Annotated in this window: 16 protein-coding genes; 11 read left to right on the top strand and 5 right to left on the bottom strand. The window is 59.7% G+C overall.

Annotation, left to right across the window (positions count from 1 at the left end; translation table 11 throughout):
• Nucleotides 1-121: 121 nt before the first annotated feature.
• The 8 genes from F6R97_RS12080 (at nucleotide 122) to F6R97_RS12045 (ending at nucleotide 8,753) form a co-directional block, all read left to right on the top strand.
• Nucleotides 122-457: a YceK/YidQ family lipoprotein gene (locus F6R97_RS12080; RefSeq protein WP_050683175.1), complete on the top strand. Its 336-nt coding sequence runs from the start codon at nucleotides 122-124 to the stop codon at nucleotides 455-457.
• A gap of 173 nt (nucleotides 458-630) precedes the next feature.
• On the top strand, nucleotides 631-2,388 hold the full coding sequence (locus tag F6R97_RS12075; protein ID WP_038978667.1) for a carbamoyltransferase: 1,758 nt from the start codon (nucleotides 631-633) through the stop codon (nucleotides 2,386-2,388).
• Nucleotides 2,372-3,502, top strand: a complete 1,131-nt coding sequence (locus F6R97_RS12070; RefSeq protein ID WP_050683173.1) for a glycosyltransferase — start codon at nucleotides 2,372-2,374, stop codon at nucleotides 3,500-3,502. Before F6R97_RS12075 ends, F6R97_RS12070 begins: the two co-directional genes overlap by 17 nt.
• On the top strand, nucleotides 3,502-4,398 hold the full coding sequence (locus tag F6R97_RS12065; RefSeq protein ID WP_048396118.1) for an antimicrobial resistance protein Mig-14: 897 nt from the start codon (nucleotides 3,502-3,504) through the stop codon (nucleotides 4,396-4,398). The genes F6R97_RS12070 and F6R97_RS12065 overlap by 1 nt, the downstream gene beginning before the upstream one ends.
• 8 nt (nucleotides 4,399-4,406) lie before the next feature.
• Complete coding sequence (locus F6R97_RS12060) at nucleotides 4,407-5,837, top strand: PIG-L family deacetylase (RefSeq protein WP_315866597.1); 1,431 nt, start codon at nucleotides 4,407-4,409, stop codon at nucleotides 5,835-5,837.
• The gene (locus F6R97_RS12055; RefSeq protein ID WP_315866596.1) at nucleotides 5,834-6,790 is read left to right on the top strand and encodes a glycosyltransferase; all 957 of its coding nucleotides are present in this window, start codon (nucleotides 5,834-5,836) and stop codon (nucleotides 6,788-6,790) included. Before F6R97_RS12060 ends, F6R97_RS12055 begins: the two co-directional genes overlap by 4 nt.
• A 39-nt stretch (nucleotides 6,791-6,829) precedes the next feature.
• Nucleotides 6,830-7,597, top strand: coding sequence for a glycosyltransferase family 2 protein (locus F6R97_RS12050; RefSeq protein WP_038978672.1), 768 nt, complete (start codon nucleotides 6,830-6,832; stop codon nucleotides 7,595-7,597).
• Between the two features lie 4 nt (nucleotides 7,598-7,601).
• The gene (locus tag F6R97_RS12045) at nucleotides 7,602-8,753 is read left to right on the top strand and encodes a membrane protein (protein ID WP_038978673.1); all 1,152 of its coding nucleotides are present in this window, start codon (nucleotides 7,602-7,604) and stop codon (nucleotides 8,751-8,753) included.
• 42 nt (nucleotides 8,754-8,795) lie between these two features.
• Here F6R97_RS12045 and F6R97_RS12040 read toward each other — a convergent pair whose 3' ends face one another.
• Nucleotides 8,796-9,437, bottom strand: a complete 642-nt coding sequence (locus F6R97_RS12040) for a toluene tolerance protein (RefSeq protein ID WP_038978674.1) — start codon at nucleotides 9,435-9,437, stop codon at nucleotides 8,796-8,798.
• A gap of 116 nt (nucleotides 9,438-9,553) precedes the next feature.
• Here F6R97_RS12040 and msbA point away from each other — a divergent pair, with 116 nt between their 5' ends.
• Nucleotides 9,554-11,353 (top strand): lipid A export permease/ATP-binding protein MsbA, encoded by a 1,800-nt coding sequence (gene msbA / locus F6R97_RS12035; protein ID WP_038978675.1) that lies wholly within the window; start codon nucleotides 9,554-9,556, stop codon nucleotides 11,351-11,353.
• A gap of 261 nt (nucleotides 11,354-11,614) precedes the next feature.
• Nucleotides 11,615-13,036, top strand: coding sequence for a bifunctional D-glycero-beta-D-manno-heptose-7-phosphate kinase/D-glycero-beta-D-manno-heptose 1-phosphate adenylyltransferase HldE (hldE, locus tag F6R97_RS12030; RefSeq protein ID WP_038978676.1), 1,422 nt, complete (start codon nucleotides 11,615-11,617; stop codon nucleotides 13,034-13,036).
• A gap of 84 nt (nucleotides 13,037-13,120) precedes the next feature.
• On the opposite strand, the gene F6R97_RS12025 is transcribed toward hldE, so the two are convergent.
• From F6R97_RS12025 to F6R97_RS12010, 4 genes are all read right to left on the bottom strand, one after another.
• Complete coding sequence (locus tag F6R97_RS12025) at nucleotides 13,121-14,086, bottom strand: hypothetical protein (protein ID WP_038978677.1); 966 nt, start codon at nucleotides 14,084-14,086, stop codon at nucleotides 13,121-13,123.
• Nucleotides 14,087-14,118: 32 nt separating this feature from the next.
• Nucleotides 14,119-14,931 (bottom strand): aldo/keto reductase, encoded by an 813-nt coding sequence (locus tag F6R97_RS12020; RefSeq protein ID WP_048396122.1) that lies wholly within the window; start codon nucleotides 14,929-14,931, stop codon nucleotides 14,119-14,121.
• Nucleotides 14,928-16,103 carry an NAD(P)/FAD-dependent oxidoreductase gene (locus F6R97_RS12015; protein ID WP_048396123.1) on the bottom strand — a complete coding sequence of 392 codons (1,176 nt, stop codon included), beginning with the start codon at nucleotides 16,101-16,103 and terminating at the stop codon, nucleotides 14,928-14,930. Before F6R97_RS12015 ends, F6R97_RS12020 begins: the two co-directional genes overlap by 4 nt.
• A gap of 147 nt (nucleotides 16,104-16,250) precedes the next feature.
• Nucleotides 16,251-16,583, bottom strand: coding sequence for a DMT family transporter (locus F6R97_RS12010; RefSeq protein ID WP_008004867.1), 333 nt, complete (start codon nucleotides 16,581-16,583; stop codon nucleotides 16,251-16,253).
• 103 nt (nucleotides 16,584-16,686) lie between these two features.
• On the opposite strand from F6R97_RS12010, the gene F6R97_RS12005 reads away from it, so the two are divergent.
• Complete coding sequence (locus F6R97_RS12005; RefSeq protein ID WP_038978680.1) at nucleotides 16,687-17,577, top strand: LysR family transcriptional regulator; 891 nt, start codon at nucleotides 16,687-16,689, stop codon at nucleotides 17,575-17,577.
• The last annotated feature ends 3 nt before the right edge of the window (nucleotides 17,578-17,580 follow it).

Genomic DNA, 17,580 nt, shown 5'->3' with positions numbered 1-17,580 from the left:
CAGTCCCCCGAGATCTGGAGGACAAGTTCTTATGAACCGTCCTACATGATCTACAGACCCCGTGAACTGTGCCCTGAATAGCCACGATGCTAGTTTGCCTGACGTTCTCGGAGGGCAGATTTTGACGATAAAAATGGCTGTGTTGCTGAGCACTTTCTCGCTGGCGCTATCTGGCTGCGGGACCGCTGTCACGGTGTTGCAGGATGACGAGGCGGCCGCCCGTGGCCTCAGGAAACAAAAAACCTACTGCCAGTCCATCCCTCGCATCTACAGCGGTCTGGCCCACGACTTTTGCCTCCTGCATGCGCCGCCTGATCCCACTGGTGTTCTGGTGCCATTCGTATTGCTGGATCTGACCTTGTCTGGTGCACTGGACACGGTTGCCTTGCCGTACACGATTTATCGGCAGGCTACGGACGGCAATATCAGGATTTACTGGCGCCCGGGTCGCGGATGAGCGAAGGCGAACGCGTGGGCTCGACGTCATCTTCACGGTGCTGATAAGGGCAGGGTCATTCCCGCCACGTTTACGCTATAATCCCGCCCTTTAGCTGTCTCTCGCCCCTTGCGAGGGCACATTAATTTTGAGGCGCGTTGCGCCTGCATGCAGACTAAAGAGGCTAGACCCCTGTGGCATTGACGATTCTTGGCCTGTCCGGCGCCCTTAGCCATGATCCTTCCGCAGCGTTGTACATCGACGGCAAGCTGGTCGCGGCGGCTGAAGAAGAGCGCTTCGTGCGCGATAAACATGCAAAGAACCGCATGCCTTACGAATCGGCGAAGTTCTGCCTCGAGCAGGCGGGCATCAAGCCGTCCGACGTTGACGTGGTGGCGATTCCGTTCGCGCCGATCAGCCTGTTCGGAAAGGCTCGCTGGCACTACGCCAAGCGTTACTGGTACGCCCCGGACCGCGCCCTCGATGCGATCCTGATGGGCAACCGTCGCTACAAGCGCTATCGCAACAAGATTGTCTGGTGCCTTGAGCAACTGGGCTTCGATCCGAAGAAAATCAAGATCGAGCCGGTCGAGCATCACCTGGCCCACGCCTCCAGCGCCTACCACTGCTCCGGTTTCAAAGAGAAAACCGCGATTCTCGGGATCGACGGCAAGGGCGAGTACGCCACGACCTTTTTCGGCTACGGCGAAAACGGCAAGATCCACAAGATCAAGGAATTCTTCGATCCGGACTCTCTCGGCGGCCTGTACGGTGCGATCACCGAGTTCCTCGGTTTCGAGATGCTCGACGGTGAGTTCAAGGTCATGGGCATGGCGCCGTACGGCGACGCCAACAAATACGATTTCTCGCGTCTGGCCTCGTTCGAGAACGGCGAGCTGGTGATCAACACCGACTACGCCAACGTCATCGGCCTGCGTCGTTATAAAGAGAAGGGCAAAGGTTTCTACTTCTCGCCGAAGCTGATCGAGTGGCTGGGGCCCAAGCGCGAAGGCGACATCGCCGACGAGCCGTACATCCACTATGCCGCGAGCATGCAAGCGCTGTTCGAAAAGATCTCGCTACAGATGATCGACCACTACCTGGGCGATGTGCTTAAGGAAACCGGCAAGCTGGCCTTCGCTGGTGGCTGTGCGTTGAACGTCAAGCTGAACCAGAAAATCATCGCTCGCGACGATGTCAAAGAACTGTTCGTGCAACCGGCGTCCGGTGATGCCGGCACCGCGGTCGGCGCGGCGGCTTACGTGTCCCATGCCCGTGGCGTACCGGTCGAGAAGATGGAACACGTCTACCTCGGCCCGTCGTACAGCAACGAAGACGTGATTGCCGCGTGCTCCCGTCATCCGAGCAAGCCAACTTGGCGCAAGCTCGAGAACATGCCGGAAAACATCGCCAAGATCATGGTCGATGGCAATCCGGTGGCCTGGTTCCAGGGGCGCATGGAGTTTGGTCCGCGCGCCTTGGGCGGTCGTTCGATCATCGGTTGCCCGAGCGCGACTGGCGTGGCTGACCGCATCAACCATCAGATCAAGTTCCGCGAGCGCTGGAGGCCTTTCTGCCCGTCGATGCTCGACACCGTTGCGCCACAGATGATCAAGATCGATCACCCGGCGCCATTCATGACCTTTACCTTCGAAGTGGCTGAAGAGTGGAAGACCCGCGTGCCGGAAGTCGTCCACGAAGATGGCACGTCCCGGGCCCAGGTGTTGAAGCGCGAATACAACCCGCGCTACTACGACATGATGAAGGCGCTGGAAGTGTTGACCGGTAACGGCGTGTCGCTGAACACCTCGCTGAACCGTCGTGGCGAACCGATGATTTGCTCACCGACCGACGCCTTGAATATGTTCTTCGGTTCCGACCTGCAGTACCTGATCATGGAAGACATTCTGGTGGTCAAAGAAGGCGCGGACGCTTATGACACGCTCGGCTGAGCGCCATGTGCTGCAGTTCTGCCACGGCTATGACGGGCCGTTTCTGGACTGCGCCCGGCAGTACGCCAGCCTGTTCGCGGGGACCGGTTATCGAGTGACCACGGTGTTTCTGACCGGGGCTGCCGATGCCGAAGTCGCTGCGAGCTGCGCTTCCGATGAAGTGTTGTTCATGGAATACAGCTCCAAGGCCATTCGTGGCCTGAAGCTGGGCGCCATCGGCGATTTGCGCAAGATCGCCGCCTCGCGCAATTTCAGTTTCTGCATTGCTCACCGTTTCAAACCGATCTACATCGCCTTGCTCGGCACTTCGTTGCCGGTCATTGGCGTGCATCACGCGTTTGGCGATTACCAGCGCGGCACCCGCAAACTGTTCGCGAATATTTTCCGCAAGCGCCTGAGCCTGCTCGGGGTCTCCGATGCGGTGCGTGACGACATGCGCCGTTGTTTGCCGAAATGGCCGGTCGAGCGGATTCAGACGCTGTATAACCGTATCGATGTGCAGGCGTTGCAGTCCAGTCAGGTATCGGTTCGTGAGGCCCGGGAAACTCTCGGTCTGTCGATGGATGCCTGGATTGTCGGCAACGTCGGGCGCCTGCATCCGGACAAGGATCAGGCTACGCTGCTGCACGGTTTTGCCGCGGCATTGCCGGGGTTACCGGCCAACAGTCAGTTGGTGATCCTTGGTAGCGGTCGGCTGGAGCAGGACCTCAAGGCTTTGGCGCGCGAGCTGGGTATCGGCGATCGAGTGCTGTTCCTCGGCCAGGTGCCCGATGCTCGTCGTTACTTCTGTGCTTTCGATGTGTTTGCCCTAAGCTCCGATCACGAGCCATTCGGCATGGTGTTGCTGGAGGCCATGGCCGCCGGTGTGCCGTTGCTCGCGACCGCGTGCGGCGGGGCCAGGGAAGTGGTCGAAGGCGTCGGCATTCTGTTTCCGTTGGGCGATGCCGAGCGTTTGGCTCAAGGGCTGCAGCATCTGGCCGCGATGGACGAGCAGCAGCGTCGCCAGTGTGCCGAGCTGATGTTTGACCGCTTGCGTGAGCGCTTCTCCGATCGCGCGGTACGCGATGCTTTCTGGCATTTGCCGCATGTCACCGAACTGGCACCGAGGGGCTGATGCTCAACCGATTTCAAGGCTGGCGCGAACGTGGCTGGGCGCAGGTCGACGCATCGACTTATGCACAAGCCTGGCAACGTTTTGGCGGCAGTGTCGCGACTCATCCTCTGGTGGTCGAGCGTCTGGCACAGTTGGCTGACATTCCGGTGCGCTATCTGGCTTGGGAACATAACGGCGAAGTGAAAGCCGCCATCCCGACCTGGGGTCGCGACCTGGCGCTGTCCAAGGACGTGCTCAAGCGCAGCGGTAAAAAGGGCCTGTTCGACCTCGGCAATGCTGAATTGATCCTGCCGGCTGCCGCGGATGCCCAGGCACCGTTGCGTCATCGCGGGCGTTATCTGTCGGCGCTGAGCGAAGGCCGTTTTACCGGCATCAAGCTGCAGACCGAACAACTGGCCATGGCGCGGACACCTGAAGAGTTGTCGAAGAAGTTTCGCTACAACCAGCGTCGCGAATTGCGTCTTCTGGAAGAGGCAGGTGGTGTAGCGCGGCCGGTTACCGAGTTTTCCAGCAGCGAACTGGCGGCTATCTATTGCGACCTGTTCCAGCGTCGCTGGGGTTTCCCGGCCACCGGTGCCGAGCGTATGGGCGAGGTGATCGAGCTGTTGCGCGAGTTGCTCATAGGCTCGGTGATTTTCCTCAACGACGCACCGATTGCGATTCAACTGGTGTACCGCGTCGAGGCGCCGGAGTGGATCAGCGTCGAGTATGTCAACGGCGGTGTCGATCCCGAGACCCGCGAATTCAGCCCCGGCAGCGTACTGAGTTTTCTCAACACCCAAAGCGCCTGGGAACATGCACGCGCGCTGAATAAACCCCTGCGGTTTTCCTTTGGTCGGACCGACCGTGAGTACAAGGACCGCTGGTGCAATTCTGTGCCGGTCTTCACGGTATGAGCCAACCCATGAGCCGCAAACAGCAACTGCTCAAGCGCCATCGGCGCAACAAACGCATAGGCCTGCTGATTGCGCTGATGCTGTTGATCGCTATTGGCGTGCTGGTTGCCTGGTGGCTGCCGCTGGTGCTTGCGGTGCTGGGCTGGGTTGCCCATGAGGCGTGGTTCGCCGACCATCTGTTTTATTCGCCAAAAGACGATTATCAATACAACTTCCCGCCGTACACCCCGCAGCCCAAGATTTATCTGGATGGTGAGCGGCTGCGTCTGGATGAGGGCGTCATGCTGGTCGATGACGCTACGCTGGTGCTGGCGTTGCGGGTAAAAAGCACGTGGCTGGGGCGCTTTATCGATCCCGTGGTCGAGTTGTCGGGTGGCGATAATCCCGACCGACAAACCTTTGAGCGCGGTGTAAATGGCCTGCGTTACCTGAACCTCACGGGTCAGGCGCAGGTGCTGTCGCGAGGTGAGCTGCGATTGCGCGGGCGTTTCTGCCGATTGCTCGGCGAGCCCGTGCTCTGGGCGCTCGAGCATCCGGACTACCGCCGTCAGCGGGTGATGGTGATCGCACCCCACGCCGACGATGCCGAGCTGGCCGCATTCGGGTTGTACAGCGGCGTGAGTGAGAGCTGGATTGTTACCTTGACCGCCGGTGAAATCGAGGCCGGGCACTATCGACAGATGGGGCTCGATGGCGTCGAAGCATCCCGGTTGAAAGGCTCGTTGCGTGCCTGGGACAGTATCAGCGTGCCGTTGTGGGGAGGGGTGCCTCAGGAGCGCTGTATTCAACTGGGTTACTTCTGCCTGCAATTGCCGGCCATGCAGAGCGCGCCGGCCGAGGCCGTAGCGTCCCGTGAGGCACAGCTTGGCGATACCCGATATTTCCGACGGTTCAATCCGTTTGCCCTGGGCAGTGACGTTGATGGCCTGCCGTCCTGGAACAATCTGCTGGCAGATCTGCGCGAGTTGATCGAACGTATCGAGCCTCAGGTCATTGTCTTGCCGCATCCGCGCTTCGACCCTCATCCAGACCATCTATGCTCGCAGCAGGCAGTGATGCAGGCACTGAGCGGCACAACGTGGCAACCCGACACTTTGTTGCATTACGCCAATCATTTGCACGACAACGATCGCTGGCCAATGGGCGACGCTGGCACAGGGGTGGCACTGCCGCCACAGATGGAGATGCATGAACCGTTGCGTCCCTGGACGCTTTGTCTGTCGACCGAAAATCAGTGGCACAAGGCAATGTCGTTGGGCATGATGCACGACCTTCAGCCCCGGCTTCCCTTCAAGCGTTTGCTTCGCCGGGCGCTGCAGCGTTGCCTGGTGGCTCGGCGCTGGCCGGCATTCGGTGAGAACGAATTTTTCCGTAAAACGGTGCGACGTCACGAGTTGTTCTGGGTCCAAGAGCTGTCTGGAAAGAGAGAGACCAATTGAAAGTTCTGTTTCTGGTGCAGAAAGAGCAACGAGCGATCCTCGATCGCCTGTATGACGGTATCGCCGAGCAATGCGATTGCGACAAGCGTGAATTGACCAGTGCGGAGCAGGACGACTTGCGTGGGTATTTTCGCAAGCACGTCGATGTGACCCTCTATGACCGGATCGTATTGTTCCTGCGCTTCAAAAAAGAGATCAGACAGGTGAGGTTCATACAGACCCTGCCCAATCTGGTTATTCTCGAACACGACGCGTATCAGAACTACATCCCGTGCAAATACACCGGCAAGTTCAGCGCCCATTACCGCAAGCTGCCCTGGGCACGTGTGATCAGTTCGGGTTTCATGGTCAGCGAGCGCTTGCGTGATGAAGGTTTTGACGCGCATTTCGTGCCCAAGGGCTACGACCAGGCGCTATTGCAAAACTGCCAGCGCGAACGGGATATCGAGCTGGGCTTCGTCGGCAGCCTCAACAGTGTGGCGTATGCCGGTCGCAAGGCCATGCTCGAGTCGGTGGCCGAGGTCGAAAACCTGTTGATCACGCGCACCAAGTCGGGTGAGGAATACTGCGAGACGTTGAGCCGGATCCGTTATTTCGTGAGTGCCGATGTCGGCATGGGCGAATACATGATCAAGAATTTCGAGGCCATGGCCTGTGGTTGCGTGCTGTTTGCTTACGATCAAGGGGAAGCAGAAAATCGCGCGCTGGGCTTTGTCGATATGCAAAATATTGTGCTTTATCGGACACGCGATGAACTCAAAGAGAAACTCGCCGTGTTGCGCGCATCCCCGCAGCTGACCGAGGCCATTTCGTTGGCCGGGCAGGCTCTGGTAGAGCAGCGCTACACCTTCCGGGCGGTGGGGCATGCAATTGTCGATGCCATGCGGGCGCCGCTGCGCAAGCATGTCCCGCTGAGCTGGAAAGAAAAACTACGCTTGTCGCTGGGGCTGTAAAGCCGGGCGACTAAACAATCAATGGTGCGGTGCATATAAATGCTGTTCAGTGAGACTAGCGACATTTCGATCGTCATCACCAGTTGCGGTCGCTTCGATTTGTTGAAGCGGACTCTGGAGACACTTGACCGGTTCAACACGGCCCCCATTCATAAAGTGTTCATTACCGAGGACTCCGGCGACAGTGCCGTAGAGGCCTGTATTCCGGAACACTGGAGGGCGCACACCCAGTTCTTCATCAACAATCCGCGTCTGGGTCAGTTGCGATCCATCGATGCCGCCTACGCTCAGGTGCAGACGTCGTGGATTTTCCATTGCGAAGACGACTGGGATTTCTATCGCGAAGGGTTTATCGAAGAATCCCAACGCCTGTTGGAAGAAGATCCACAGGCGCTTCAGGTGTGGTTGCGCAGCTTCAATCATGACCTGATGGTTCACAGTCCTTATGTGTTCCTGGGCGAACGAAAAGTCAGCCATGGCATTCCTTTCTACGTGCTGGGCTCGCACAAAGCCGACTGGCAGGGTTTTTCCTTTAACCCGGGGCTACGCCGTCGCGCGGATTACCTGTTGCATGCACCGTATTCCGGGTTCTCCGGAGAGAAAGACCTGTCGCGCCTGTATGCCGGGGCAAACCGCTACGCGTTGATTCTGGAAAACGACGCGGTATTGCATACCGGTTTCGGTGAGCATGTGGTGGTTCCACAGGAGCGTGTGAACAAGTTGAAGCGCAAGCGTCTCGATCGGCTCAAGCTGATAGCGGTCCTTATTATCGGCTTGGCAACGGGTTGGGTGCTTCATGGAATCTAGCGGCATGAAACCCGGAAAGATCACCATTGCGTCGTATTTTGGAGCGGCACTCTGTCTGTTTCTTCTGAGTTTTGTGGTCGGTTGGTCGTCCAAGTGGACCAACAATCTGTTTTACGGCCTGATGGTATTGCCAGGCCTGGTCCTCCTGATCAAGCAACGAGGCTCTGGCCTGTTCAAGCAGCCGTTGGTGTGGGCCTGGACGGCGTTCATTCTGTGGTTTCTGGTGCCTGCGACGATTGCCGGGCAGTTTCAGTTCTTCAAACACGTCTTCTATGTCTGGATGTTCGTGATGGTGATCGGTGCGTTCACCGATCCACAGTTTTTCCGCAGCCCTGTGTTTGTTCGCGGGCAATTCTGGATTCTGGCGTTGTACATTTTTGGCTGCGCACTCTACAGCTGGGTATCGGGTGAATACGCTGTCGGTAGCCGGGTGGCACTGCTTCCGGCACGCTTGCAGAATGTTATCTACGCCAGCATCTGGCTGCTTTGTGCGTTGGCGTTGGCGTTGCCAATCTGGATTAGGGAGCGAAAGTTGATCGAAGGGGCGGTGGCCGTCGTCTTCTCGATATTTGCGGTGGTCTTCATACTCCAGGCGCGCACAGCGTTGGTGGGGGTTGTATTCCTGTTGGGCGTCTGGTTGCTTTACGGCCTTTACCACAAGCCGCGGTTGGTGGGGAGTGTCGTGGCGCTGGGGGTTGTGGTCCTGGGCCTGCTGGTTCTGATGGTGCACAACGAAGCGTGGTATCAGTCGCTCTGGGCTCGAGGCGATTCTTACCGTATCGAAATCTTTAACATCATGGTTGGCGAGTGGCGGAACTGCGGCTGGATGTTGGGCTGTGGCATCAACTTCCACACCTCCCAGCTGATTGACGGCTGGATGCCGATTCAGCATCCGCACAACATTTATGTGGCGCTTGGGCTGTACAGTGGCGCGGTGGCGCTGGCGTTGTTTGTCGTGTTGATGGCGAGCACTATTTGGCAGGCCTGGCGTCTGCGCGATGTGTGGGGCGTCTACCTGGCGTGTGCCCTGGTGATGCTGAACTTCGATGGCAGCCTGTTGATCGGTAACCCGGACGAGTTATGGCCGCTGGTCCTGTTGCCTGCAGCGATGATCCTCGGGCGAGCGCTGCAAGCGCAGCGCCAGGCGCTGGCGTAATACCTGACCTCCGTCCCCGCTCCGGGGGCGAAGGTGTCTGGATCATTTTTGCAAGGCGATGCTCAGTTCCTCCGGGGAGCAGATGCTCTGGGTCTGACCATAATTGTCTATGAAGACTTCGCCGCGACCGTCGAGCAACCATTGGCGGTCTTGCGGGTAGCGCACCATATGCTTGAAGTTGCGCAGCCGCAGGGTCTTGCGCAGCGGACGGCGATAAACCCGCATGTCGGCAATGTCGATCAGCCCCAGCTGATGCTCAGGTGTGAGCACGATATTGCCAAGGTGTGCGGAGCGGAAGTAGATCCCGCGCTCATGCAAAGTGGCCATGAACGCCCCCAGCTGACCGCGCAATGGATCGGCATCGTCTTGGATATCCAGAAGTTGGCGCAGAGTCTGGCCCGGTAACGGGTCGTAATGCACGGCATCGCGCTCGATGCTCGGGATGCGATAAACCTGGCGAATCGACGGACAGGGAATCTGCCGTTCACGCAACGCATCGCAATTGTCGGCAAAGCGTTTGGCGTATGGATACCAGGCAGCCGATGTCAGCAGGCGCTTGCGGCGAAACAGCTTGAGGATTGAGCCGTCCGTCAATCGCAGAACCTTGTCCCCCGAACCATCCGCTTCAAGGACTTGTGCTCCCTCGCGCAGGGCGAGATATCGGGTATGGTCAAGCGCTTGCATCAATACTCCAGTGGTCGACGCTGTGAGGCATGGATAGCCGGCCATGTTACCGCAGCTCAGTGACTAAAATGGCCTGTGTTACACTTGCGGGCTCTTTTCTCATACAACGGGTTCTCATGACTAGCCCTGATTCGCCTGCGCCGTCGAGCTTGAAGATTTACCTGCGCCTGCTGTCGTATGTGCGTCCGTACATGGGCATGTTCGCCATCAGTATCGTAGGCTTCGTGATTTTTGCTTCGACGCAGCCCATGTTGGCCGGGATTCTCAAATATTTCGTCGATGGCCTGAGCAACCCGGAAGCAGTGCTCTTTCCCAATGTGCCTTATCTGAAGGACTTGCAGCTATTGATGGCTGTGCCAATGCTGATCATTCTGATCGCCGCATGGCAAGGTCTGGGGTCGTTTCTTGGTAACTACTACCTGGCGAAGGTTTCGCTGGGGCTGGTGCACGACCTGCGCGTTGAGCTGTTCAACAAGCTGCTGGTACTGCCCAACCGTTATTTCGACACCCATAACTCCGGGCACCTGATTTCACGCATCACTTTCAACGTGACCATGGTCACCGGCGCCGCCACCGACGCCATCAAGGTAGTGATCCGCGAAGGCCTGACCGTGGTGTTCCTGTTTGCCTACCTGTTGTGGATGAACTGGAAACTGACCCTGGTGATGCTGGCGATCCTGCCGCTCATCGCGATCATGGTAAGCAGCACCAGCAAAAAATTCCGCAAGCAGAGCAAGAAGATTCAGGTGGCCATGGGCGACGTGACCCACGTTGCGTCCGAGACCATCCAGGGTTATCGCGTTGTGCGCAGTTTCGGTGGCGAGAGCTATGAAGAGCGCCGCTTCGCCGAAGCCAGCCAGGGCAACACCAACAAGCAGTTGCGCATGACCAAGACCGGTGCTGTCTACACACCCATGCTGCAATTGGTGATCTACAGCGCAATGGCCGTGCTGATGTTCCTGGTGCTGTTCCTGCGCGGCGATGCGACTGCCGGTGACCTGGTGGCATACATTACCGCGGCGGGTCTGTTGCCCAAGCCGATTCGGCAGCTATCGGAAGTCAGTTCGACGATCCAGAAAGGCGTTGCCGGAGCCGAAAGCATTTTCGAACAACTGGATGTCGAGCCAGAGGTGGACAAGGGTACGGTCGCGAAAGATCGTGTCAATGGTCACCTGGAGGTGCGTAACCTGAGCTTCACGTATCCGGGAACCCACCGTGAAGTGCTGAAAAACATCAGTTTCACCGCGGCACCGGGGCAAATGATCGCACTGGTGGGCCGTTCCGGCAGCGGCAAGTCGACCCTCGCCAGCCTGATTCCTCGCTTCTATCACCACGAAACCGGCGAGATCCTGCTCGATGGCGTGGAAATCGAAGACTATCGCCTGCGCAACCTGCGTCGTCATGTTGCCCAGGTGACGCAACACGTCACGCTGTTCAATGACACGGTGGCCAACAACATCGCCTACGGTGATCTGGCCGGCGCGCCGCGTGCCGATATCGAGAAAGCTGCCGAAGACGCCTATGCCATGGATTTCATCGCCCAGTTGCCGCAAGGGCTGGACACCGATGTCGGCGAGAACGGTGTGCTGCTCTCCGGTGGTCAGCGTCAGCGACTGGCAATCGCCCGTGCCTTGCTGAAAAACGCGCCGCTGCTGATTCTCGATGAAGCGACGTCGGCATTGGATACGGAGTCCGAGCGGCACATTCAGGCCGCGCTGGATAAAGTCATGAAAGGTCGCACGACGCTGGTGATCGCTCACCGTCTGTCGACGATCGAGAAGGCTGACCTGATTCTGGTCATGGATCACGGCGAAATCGTCGAGCGTGGCACCCACACTCAACTGCTGGCGCAGAATGGCTACTACTCGCGCCTGCATGCGATGGGCCTCGACGCCCCGGCTGAAGACATCGCCTGACCCCGATACGAGGGTGAGCCTGACTCACCCTCGTGTTCACCGGCGTGCAATGCGTCCGGTGGTTTGTATCCACTGACAGCGAAGTGCGAAATCGACACCCGGGCGCTGCAACTGGCGGACGTCTGTCGTCGGTTATCGGTATTTCTGCTCAATTAATGAGCAAAAACTGCTGCCGATTCATCCGGTTGCAGCCGTCACACAAGCCAGCGCCAACCCTGTGTTAATATCGCGCCCCTGTTCATTTTGTATGTGGGTTGCTCCATGAAGTTGTCCATGCCGCGATTCGATCAAGCCCCTGTCTTGGTGGTCGGCGATGTCATGCTCGACCGTTACTGGCATGGTGGTACCTCACGGATTTCCCCTGAGGCACCGGTACCGGTAGTCAAAGTCGAGCAAATCGAGGACCGCCCGGGCGGTGCCGCCAACGTTGCCCTGAACATTGCCGCGCTCGGTGCGCCGGCCTCGCTGGTCGGCGTGACCGGCGATGACGAGGCTGCCGATAGCCTGGTCAATAGCCTCAAGGGCGCCGGCGTGCGGGCGTTGTTCCAGCGCATCGCGCACCAGCCGACCATCGTCAAACTGCGGGTGATGAGCCGCCACCAGCAATTGCTGCGTATCGACTTCGAAGAACCTTTCGCAACCGACGCCCTGGCGCTGGGCGAGCAAGTCGACGAACTGCTCGAAGGCATAAAGGTGCTGGTGCTGTCCGACTATGGCAAAGGCGCGCTGAAAAATCATCAGGTGCTGATCCAGGCTGCCCGTGCCCGTGGGATTCCGGTTCTGGCCGATCCCAAGGGCAAGGATTTCTCGATCTACCGCGGCGCGAGCCTGATCACCCCGAACCTCAGCGAGTTCGAAACCATCGTCGGTGGTTGCGCCGATGAGCACGAGTTGGTGAGTAAGGGCGCGCAGCTGATGCACGACCTCGACCTCGGCGCGTTGCTGGTGACCCGTGGCGAACACGGCATGACCTTGCTGCGTCCGGATCATCCGGCGCTGCACCTGCCGGCCCGTGCCCGTGAAGTGTTCGACGTGACCGGCGCCGGTGACACGGTGATTTCTACCCTGGCGGCGGCGATCGCCGCTGGCGAAGAACTGCCCCACGCGGTGGCCTTGGCCAACCTGGCGGCGGGCATCGTGGTCGGCAAGCTCGGTACCGCGGCCATCAGTGCCCCGGAATTGCGTCGTGCTATCCAGCGTGAAGAAGGTTCCGAGCGTGGAGTGTTGGGGCTGGAGCAGCTGCTGCTGGCGGTCGATGACGCGCGTGCGCACAACGAGAAAATTGTGTTTACCAATGGCTGCTTCGACATCCTGCATGCCGGCCACGTGACCTACCTCGAACAGGCGCGTGCCCAAGGCGATCGTCTGATCGTGGCGGTCAACGACGATGCGTCGGTGAGCCGCTTGAAAGGGCCGGGCCGGCCGATCAACAGCGTCGACCGTCGCATGGCTGTACTGGCAGGTTTAGGCGCCGTGGACTGGGTAATCAGCTTCGCTGAAGGCACCCCGGAAAACCTCCTGCGCGAGGTCAAGCCGGATGTGTTGGTCAAGGGCGGCGATTACGGGATCGACCAGGTGGTTGGCGCAGACATCGTCACTGCTTACGGCGGGACTGTGAAAGTGCTGGGGTTGGTGGAAAACAGCTCGACCACGGCGATTGTCGAGAAAATCCGCAATCACTGAAACGGCGCGGTCACTGTGGCGAGGGAGCTTGTTGTGGCGAGGGGGCAAGCCCCCTCGCCACAACAGCCCCCTCACCACAAGGTTCTATCGTGCGGCCTTGCGCGGCACGATTCTTTTCAGCAGTTGTTTTGCTTTTCCGTGAAGGCGGGCTAAACCGGAATCCTTCCCCGGCGGGCTCAAACCCTGTTGCCGTACCCAGTCCTTCCAGCGAATCCGCTCATCCTTCACCAGCCACCCTTCCTGCCGGGCAAAACTCTCTGCCAGATACAACCCGCGGGTACTCGCCGGGTAGAGCTGATCCTTTTTCAGGGTGTACAGCTCGGCCATCGGCTGGCCGTCCTGCAGTGGCATCAGATACAAATCGGGACGTTTGCGATCGAGCCGGGCCACCAATTGATCGCCCTCCAATCGTTCGTCGACATGAAACAGGCTCAGGGATTTGGCTTCCTTGGGCACGTCCAGGCGCAAGTCATAGATCAATTGCAGCGATGCTGTGGGTAAATGCACGTAGGCCCGCGGACGCTCGATCAGCGGCATGTTGGCGCAGCGCACCGGCCGCGCCGAGCCGGACAGCGGTGTCAGGCGAAACGGCAGGGCTTCGCGGTAATGCAGGGCGGACGAGTAGGGCGCGGGCAGCCAGGTGTCGTTGAAACGCCCGCTGAGCCAGCCTTCCGGGGTTTCCAGAAGGCACTCTTCGGCAATTTCCTGGGTCGCCGTGTGCAGCGGCAGGTTCAGTTCATGGGCCGGCACATAACCCGAGATCAGTTTGAGCACCACATCGCCGCGGTCCTGCCGACGCTGACGCACCAACACCCAGTAATCGCGATTCTGCCAATGCAGGGTCAGGCGCACCGAAACCCCGAGGTTTGCCAGCTCCAGGGCAAACCGCTCGTTGTCGGGCACCGTCACCGGGCGGCGACGTTGCAGGGTCTGGGAGAAATTCAGCGGCATTCCGACGCTCTGGTAACTCAGGCCTTCGGGTGTCGCTTCGACGAATAACGGCAGGGTCTTGAAGTTGCTCGGATTCTTTCTTATCAGCGTACGCGGCATGTCGGCTCCTGCTTAAGGCCGCGTGGGCGGCATCAGTTGCTACGAAGGACCTGGGCAACGGTCGCGACGTTGTGGGCGAGGTGCAGCGGATTGATGGTCCCGACAATAGCACTGGCCACACCCGGGTGTTCAAACAACAACTCGAAGCTGGCGCGTACCGGGTCCACGCCCGGGCTCAAGCAAACGTGGCCGCTGGCCAAGGCTTTTTTGACCAGGATCGCTTTGCCGTGAGCAGCAGCATAGTCAATGACCGGCTTCTCGTTCTGATCGTTCAGATTGTAGGTGACCATCGCGCAATCACCTTGTTCCAGAGCCTTCAAGCCGCCTTCGACGGTTTTGCCGGAAAAACCGAAACCGCGAATCTTGCCTTCGCGCTTGAGCTCGGCAAGGGTCGCATAGACCTCACTGTCATTGAGGATTGCCAGGTCGTTGCCGTCGGAGTGCACCAGCACCAGATCGATAACATCCGTTTCCAGACGTTGCAGGCTGCGCTCCACCGACAGGCGAGTATGGGCGGCGCTGAAGTCGTGGTGCGACTGGCCGTCGGCGAACTCTTCGCCAACCTTGCTGACGATCACCCAATCCTGACGTTGACCCCGCAGCAACGGGCCGAGACGCTCTTCGCTGCGGCCATAGGCCGGCGCGGTGTCGATCAGGTTGATGCCCAGGTCGCGCGCGAGTTTGAGCAGCATGCGCGCTTCGTCATCGTCGGGGATCTGGAAGCCATTGGGGTATTTCACCCCTTGATCGCGGCCGAGTTTCACTGTGCCCAGACCCAGGGGCGAAACCAGCAGGCCGGTGCTCCCCAACGGGCGATGAAAGTCGTGCAGGGTTGGTTGGCTCATGGCAGCAGTTGCTCCCAGGCAGGGACGCCCATCGGCGGTTTTGGCAGTTCCGGCAGCGGCACCGGATGGCTCGGCTGAATGCCGTCGCGTTGCAGTGCTGCGAGGACGCGGTCAGCGAAGTCCGGCGCCAGGGCCAGTTTGGTCGGCCAACCCACCAGCACGCGATCCTGCTCGGCGAGGAAGGCATTGTCCGGGCGAGTCAGGCCCGATTGCAGCGGCTCGGCGCGTTCGACTCGCAAGGTCGCCCACTGCGCGGTGCTCAGGTCGATCCACGGTAGCAGGTTGCCGAGTTCTTTCTGCGCGGTGGCTATCTGCTCCGCAGGATCGCGGGCCACGCCTTCGGCTTCGGCGATGTCGCCTCCCACGTACCAGACCCACTGGCCATCGGCGGCCGGGTGAGTGGTCACGGTGACGCGCGGCTTCGGCCCGCCGCCCAGGCAATGGGCGTACAGCGGTTTGAGGCCCGGGCCTTTGACGATGATCATGTGCAGGGGGCGACGCTGCATGGCCGGTTGGCTCAGGCCCAGTGCCTTGAGCAGGTCGGCGGTGCCGGCACCGGCGCTGAGAATGATGCGCTGGGCGCGGATCTCGCGTTCGTCGACTTTCAAGCCGACCAGTTCGCCGTTTTCCAGCAGCGGTTCGATGTGCTGACCGGCCAACAGACCGTCGCCAGCCAGATCGGCCAAGCGCTGGATCAGGCTCGGCACGTCGACCACCAGTTCCGTCAGGCGATAGACCTTGCCCTTGAAGCGCTTGTCTTGCAGCGCTGGCGGCAATTGATCGCCTTTAACTTGATCGACCCGCCCGCGCACGGCTTTGCTGGCGAAAAAACTGGTGAGGTTGCCGGCGAGAGTGCCGGGGGACCATAGGTAATGGGCGTCGGACAACACGCGTACGCCGGACAGATCCAGTTCGCCGTCGCCGGCCAGCGCTTCACGCCAGCGACGCGGCATGTCGGCGATGGCTTCCGAGGCGCCGGTCAGGGCACCGTGCAATGCGTACTTGGCGCCGCCGTGGATGATGCCCTGGGACTTCAGGCTCTGCCCGCCACCGAGGCTGGCGCTTTCCACCAGCACGGTCGAAAAACCCTGATGGCGCAGACGCGCATTCAGCCAGAGGCCGGCGACACCAGCGCCGACAATCAGAACGTCGGTGGAAATAACAGATGGCATGCAGCGACCTCAGTGTTCAAGACGAGGGCGCAGTATACAGACTCATAGATTGGAGGTTTTGCTGGCGATCAAGAGAACCATTGTGGCGAGGGGGCAAGCCCCCTCGCCACAGGATCCCCTTCACCACAAGGGGATTGGTTGCGACAGTTAATGCCCCGCAGTCTTCGAGAACAACTGGATTACAACCACGCCCAGCACAATCAACGCCATCCCCAGCATCGCCGGCACATCCAGCTTCTGCCCGTAGATAAACAGCGCCGCAACGCTGACCATCACGATCCCCATGCCGGCCCACACCGCGTAGGCCACGCCCACCGGAACGCTGCGCACCACCAGGGTCAGCATCCAGAAAGCAATGCCATAACCGACGATGACCAGCAGCAGCGGCAGTGGCGTGCTGAAACCCTTGACCGCTTTCATCGAAACGGTAGCGATCACTTCGGCGCAGATGGCGATGGCCAGGTAGTAGTAAGCGGTCATGGGTCAATCCTCGTGTGAAGTGTTGCTTTCTGAGGTCGGCATTCTAGAGATTCGCCAGATGCGGTAAAGTCATTACCTATCTGCTCTGAAGATGGGTTGAGCCATGAACATGCAATGGAATCTGGAACAGCTGCGCTTGTTTGTCAGCGTAGCGGAACAGCGTTCGTTTTCCGCGGTGGCGCGGGATCAGCGCAAGGCACAGTCGGCGGTCAGCAGTTCGATTGCGTTGCTGGAAGAGGACTTGGGCATCAGCCTGTTCGATCGTAGCAGTGGTCGTCAGCCGAGACTCACCGAAGCCGGTACCGCCCTGCTTGAGGAGGCGCGGGAAGTGCTGCGTCAATGCGAGCGCCTCAATGGCCGGGCGCTGGCGATGATGCGCGGCCAGGAAGCGAGTCTGCGTGTGGCTCAGGACGAGGCAATGCCCTATCAAGCGGTGGTTGAAAGCTTCGAGGCCCTGGCAGAAAAGTTTCCCAGCCTCGAAGTGCAGCTGACCAGCGCCGCCCAAGGTGATGTGGCGCGCAAACTGGTGGAGCGGCGGGCTGACCTGGGCTTGCTGTTTTATCATGACCAGATTCCCGAAGCCCTTGAGCGGCGAGTATTGGGCAGCGTCGAGATGGTCACGGTGTGCGGCGCGGGGCATCCCTTGGCGAAGCAGACGCAGGTCGATTGTCAGCAATTGGCGCAGCATCGACAGTTGCTGATGTCCACGCAGTCCAGCGTTTATCCCGGCAGCGAGCCGGCCAGCCCGCAGGTCTGGCGCGCCGACAGTTTCTACGTGATGGCTGAATGGGTGATGCGCGGCCTTGGCTGGGCCTGGTTGCCGCGACATGTGGTGCAGTACCCCGCGTATCAGGATCTGATGGTCGAGCTGAGCAGCGAATGGACGCCGCCGGCATTGATTGTCGAGCTGGTATGGCGGCGCGACGAGCCCCTCGGCCCGGCGGCTCGTTGGCTGGCGGAACGTTTTGCCGTGCACTTGCAGGCGATCGGCTAAAAA

It is taken from the genome of Pseudomonas sp. JV414, assembly GCF_032424305.1.
In the GTDB taxonomy this organism is placed as follows: Bacteria; Pseudomonadota; Gammaproteobacteria; order Pseudomonadales; family Pseudomonadaceae; genus Aquipseudomonas; species Aquipseudomonas lini.
The sequence above is the reverse complement of the archived record's forward strand: the minus strand, read 5'-3'. Positions and strand labels throughout refer to the sequence as shown.

Bases quoted from the DNA above. Each gene is read 5' to 3' on its own strand.
- hldE (WP_038978676.1), top strand. From the start codon at position 11,615: ATGAAGTTGTCCATGCCGCGATTCGATCAAGCCCCTGTCTTGGTGGTC.
- F6R97_RS12020 (WP_048396122.1), bottom strand. From the start codon at position 14,931: ATGAGCCAACCAACCCTGCACGACTTTCATCGCCCGTTGGGGAGCACC.
- F6R97_RS12010 (WP_008004867.1), bottom strand. From the start codon at position 16,583: ATGACCGCTTACTACTACCTGGCCATCGCCATCTGCGCCGAAGTGATC.
- F6R97_RS12070 (WP_050683173.1), top strand. From the start codon at position 2,372: ATGACACGCTCGGCTGAGCGCCATGTGCTGCAGTTCTGCCACGGCTAT.
- F6R97_RS12025 (WP_038978677.1), bottom strand. From the start codon at position 14,086: ATGCCGCGTACGCTGATAAGAAAGAATCCGAGCAACTTCAAGACCCTG.
- F6R97_RS12050 (WP_038978672.1), top strand. From the start codon at position 6,830: ATGCTGTTCAGTGAGACTAGCGACATTTCGATCGTCATCACCAGTTGC.
- F6R97_RS12045 (WP_038978673.1), top strand. From the start codon at position 7,602: ATGAAACCCGGAAAGATCACCATTGCGTCGTATTTTGGAGCGGCACTC.
- F6R97_RS12060 (WP_315866597.1), top strand. From the start codon at position 4,407: ATGAGCCGCAAACAGCAACTGCTCAAGCGCCATCGGCGCAACAAACGC.
- msbA (WP_038978675.1), top strand. From the start codon at position 9,554: ATGACTAGCCCTGATTCGCCTGCGCCGTCGAGCTTGAAGATTTACCTG.
- F6R97_RS12005 (WP_038978680.1), top strand. From the start codon at position 16,687: ATGAACATGCAATGGAATCTGGAACAGCTGCGCTTGTTTGTCAGCGTA.
- F6R97_RS12015 (WP_048396123.1), bottom strand. From the start codon at position 16,103: ATGCCATCTGTTATTTCCACCGACGTTCTGATTGTCGGCGCTGGTGTC.
- F6R97_RS12065 (WP_048396118.1), top strand. From the start codon at position 3,502: ATGCTCAACCGATTTCAAGGCTGGCGCGAACGTGGCTGGGCGCAGGTC.
- F6R97_RS12040 (WP_038978674.1), bottom strand. From the start codon at position 9,437: ATGCAAGCGCTTGACCATACCCGATATCTCGCCCTGCGCGAGGGAGCA.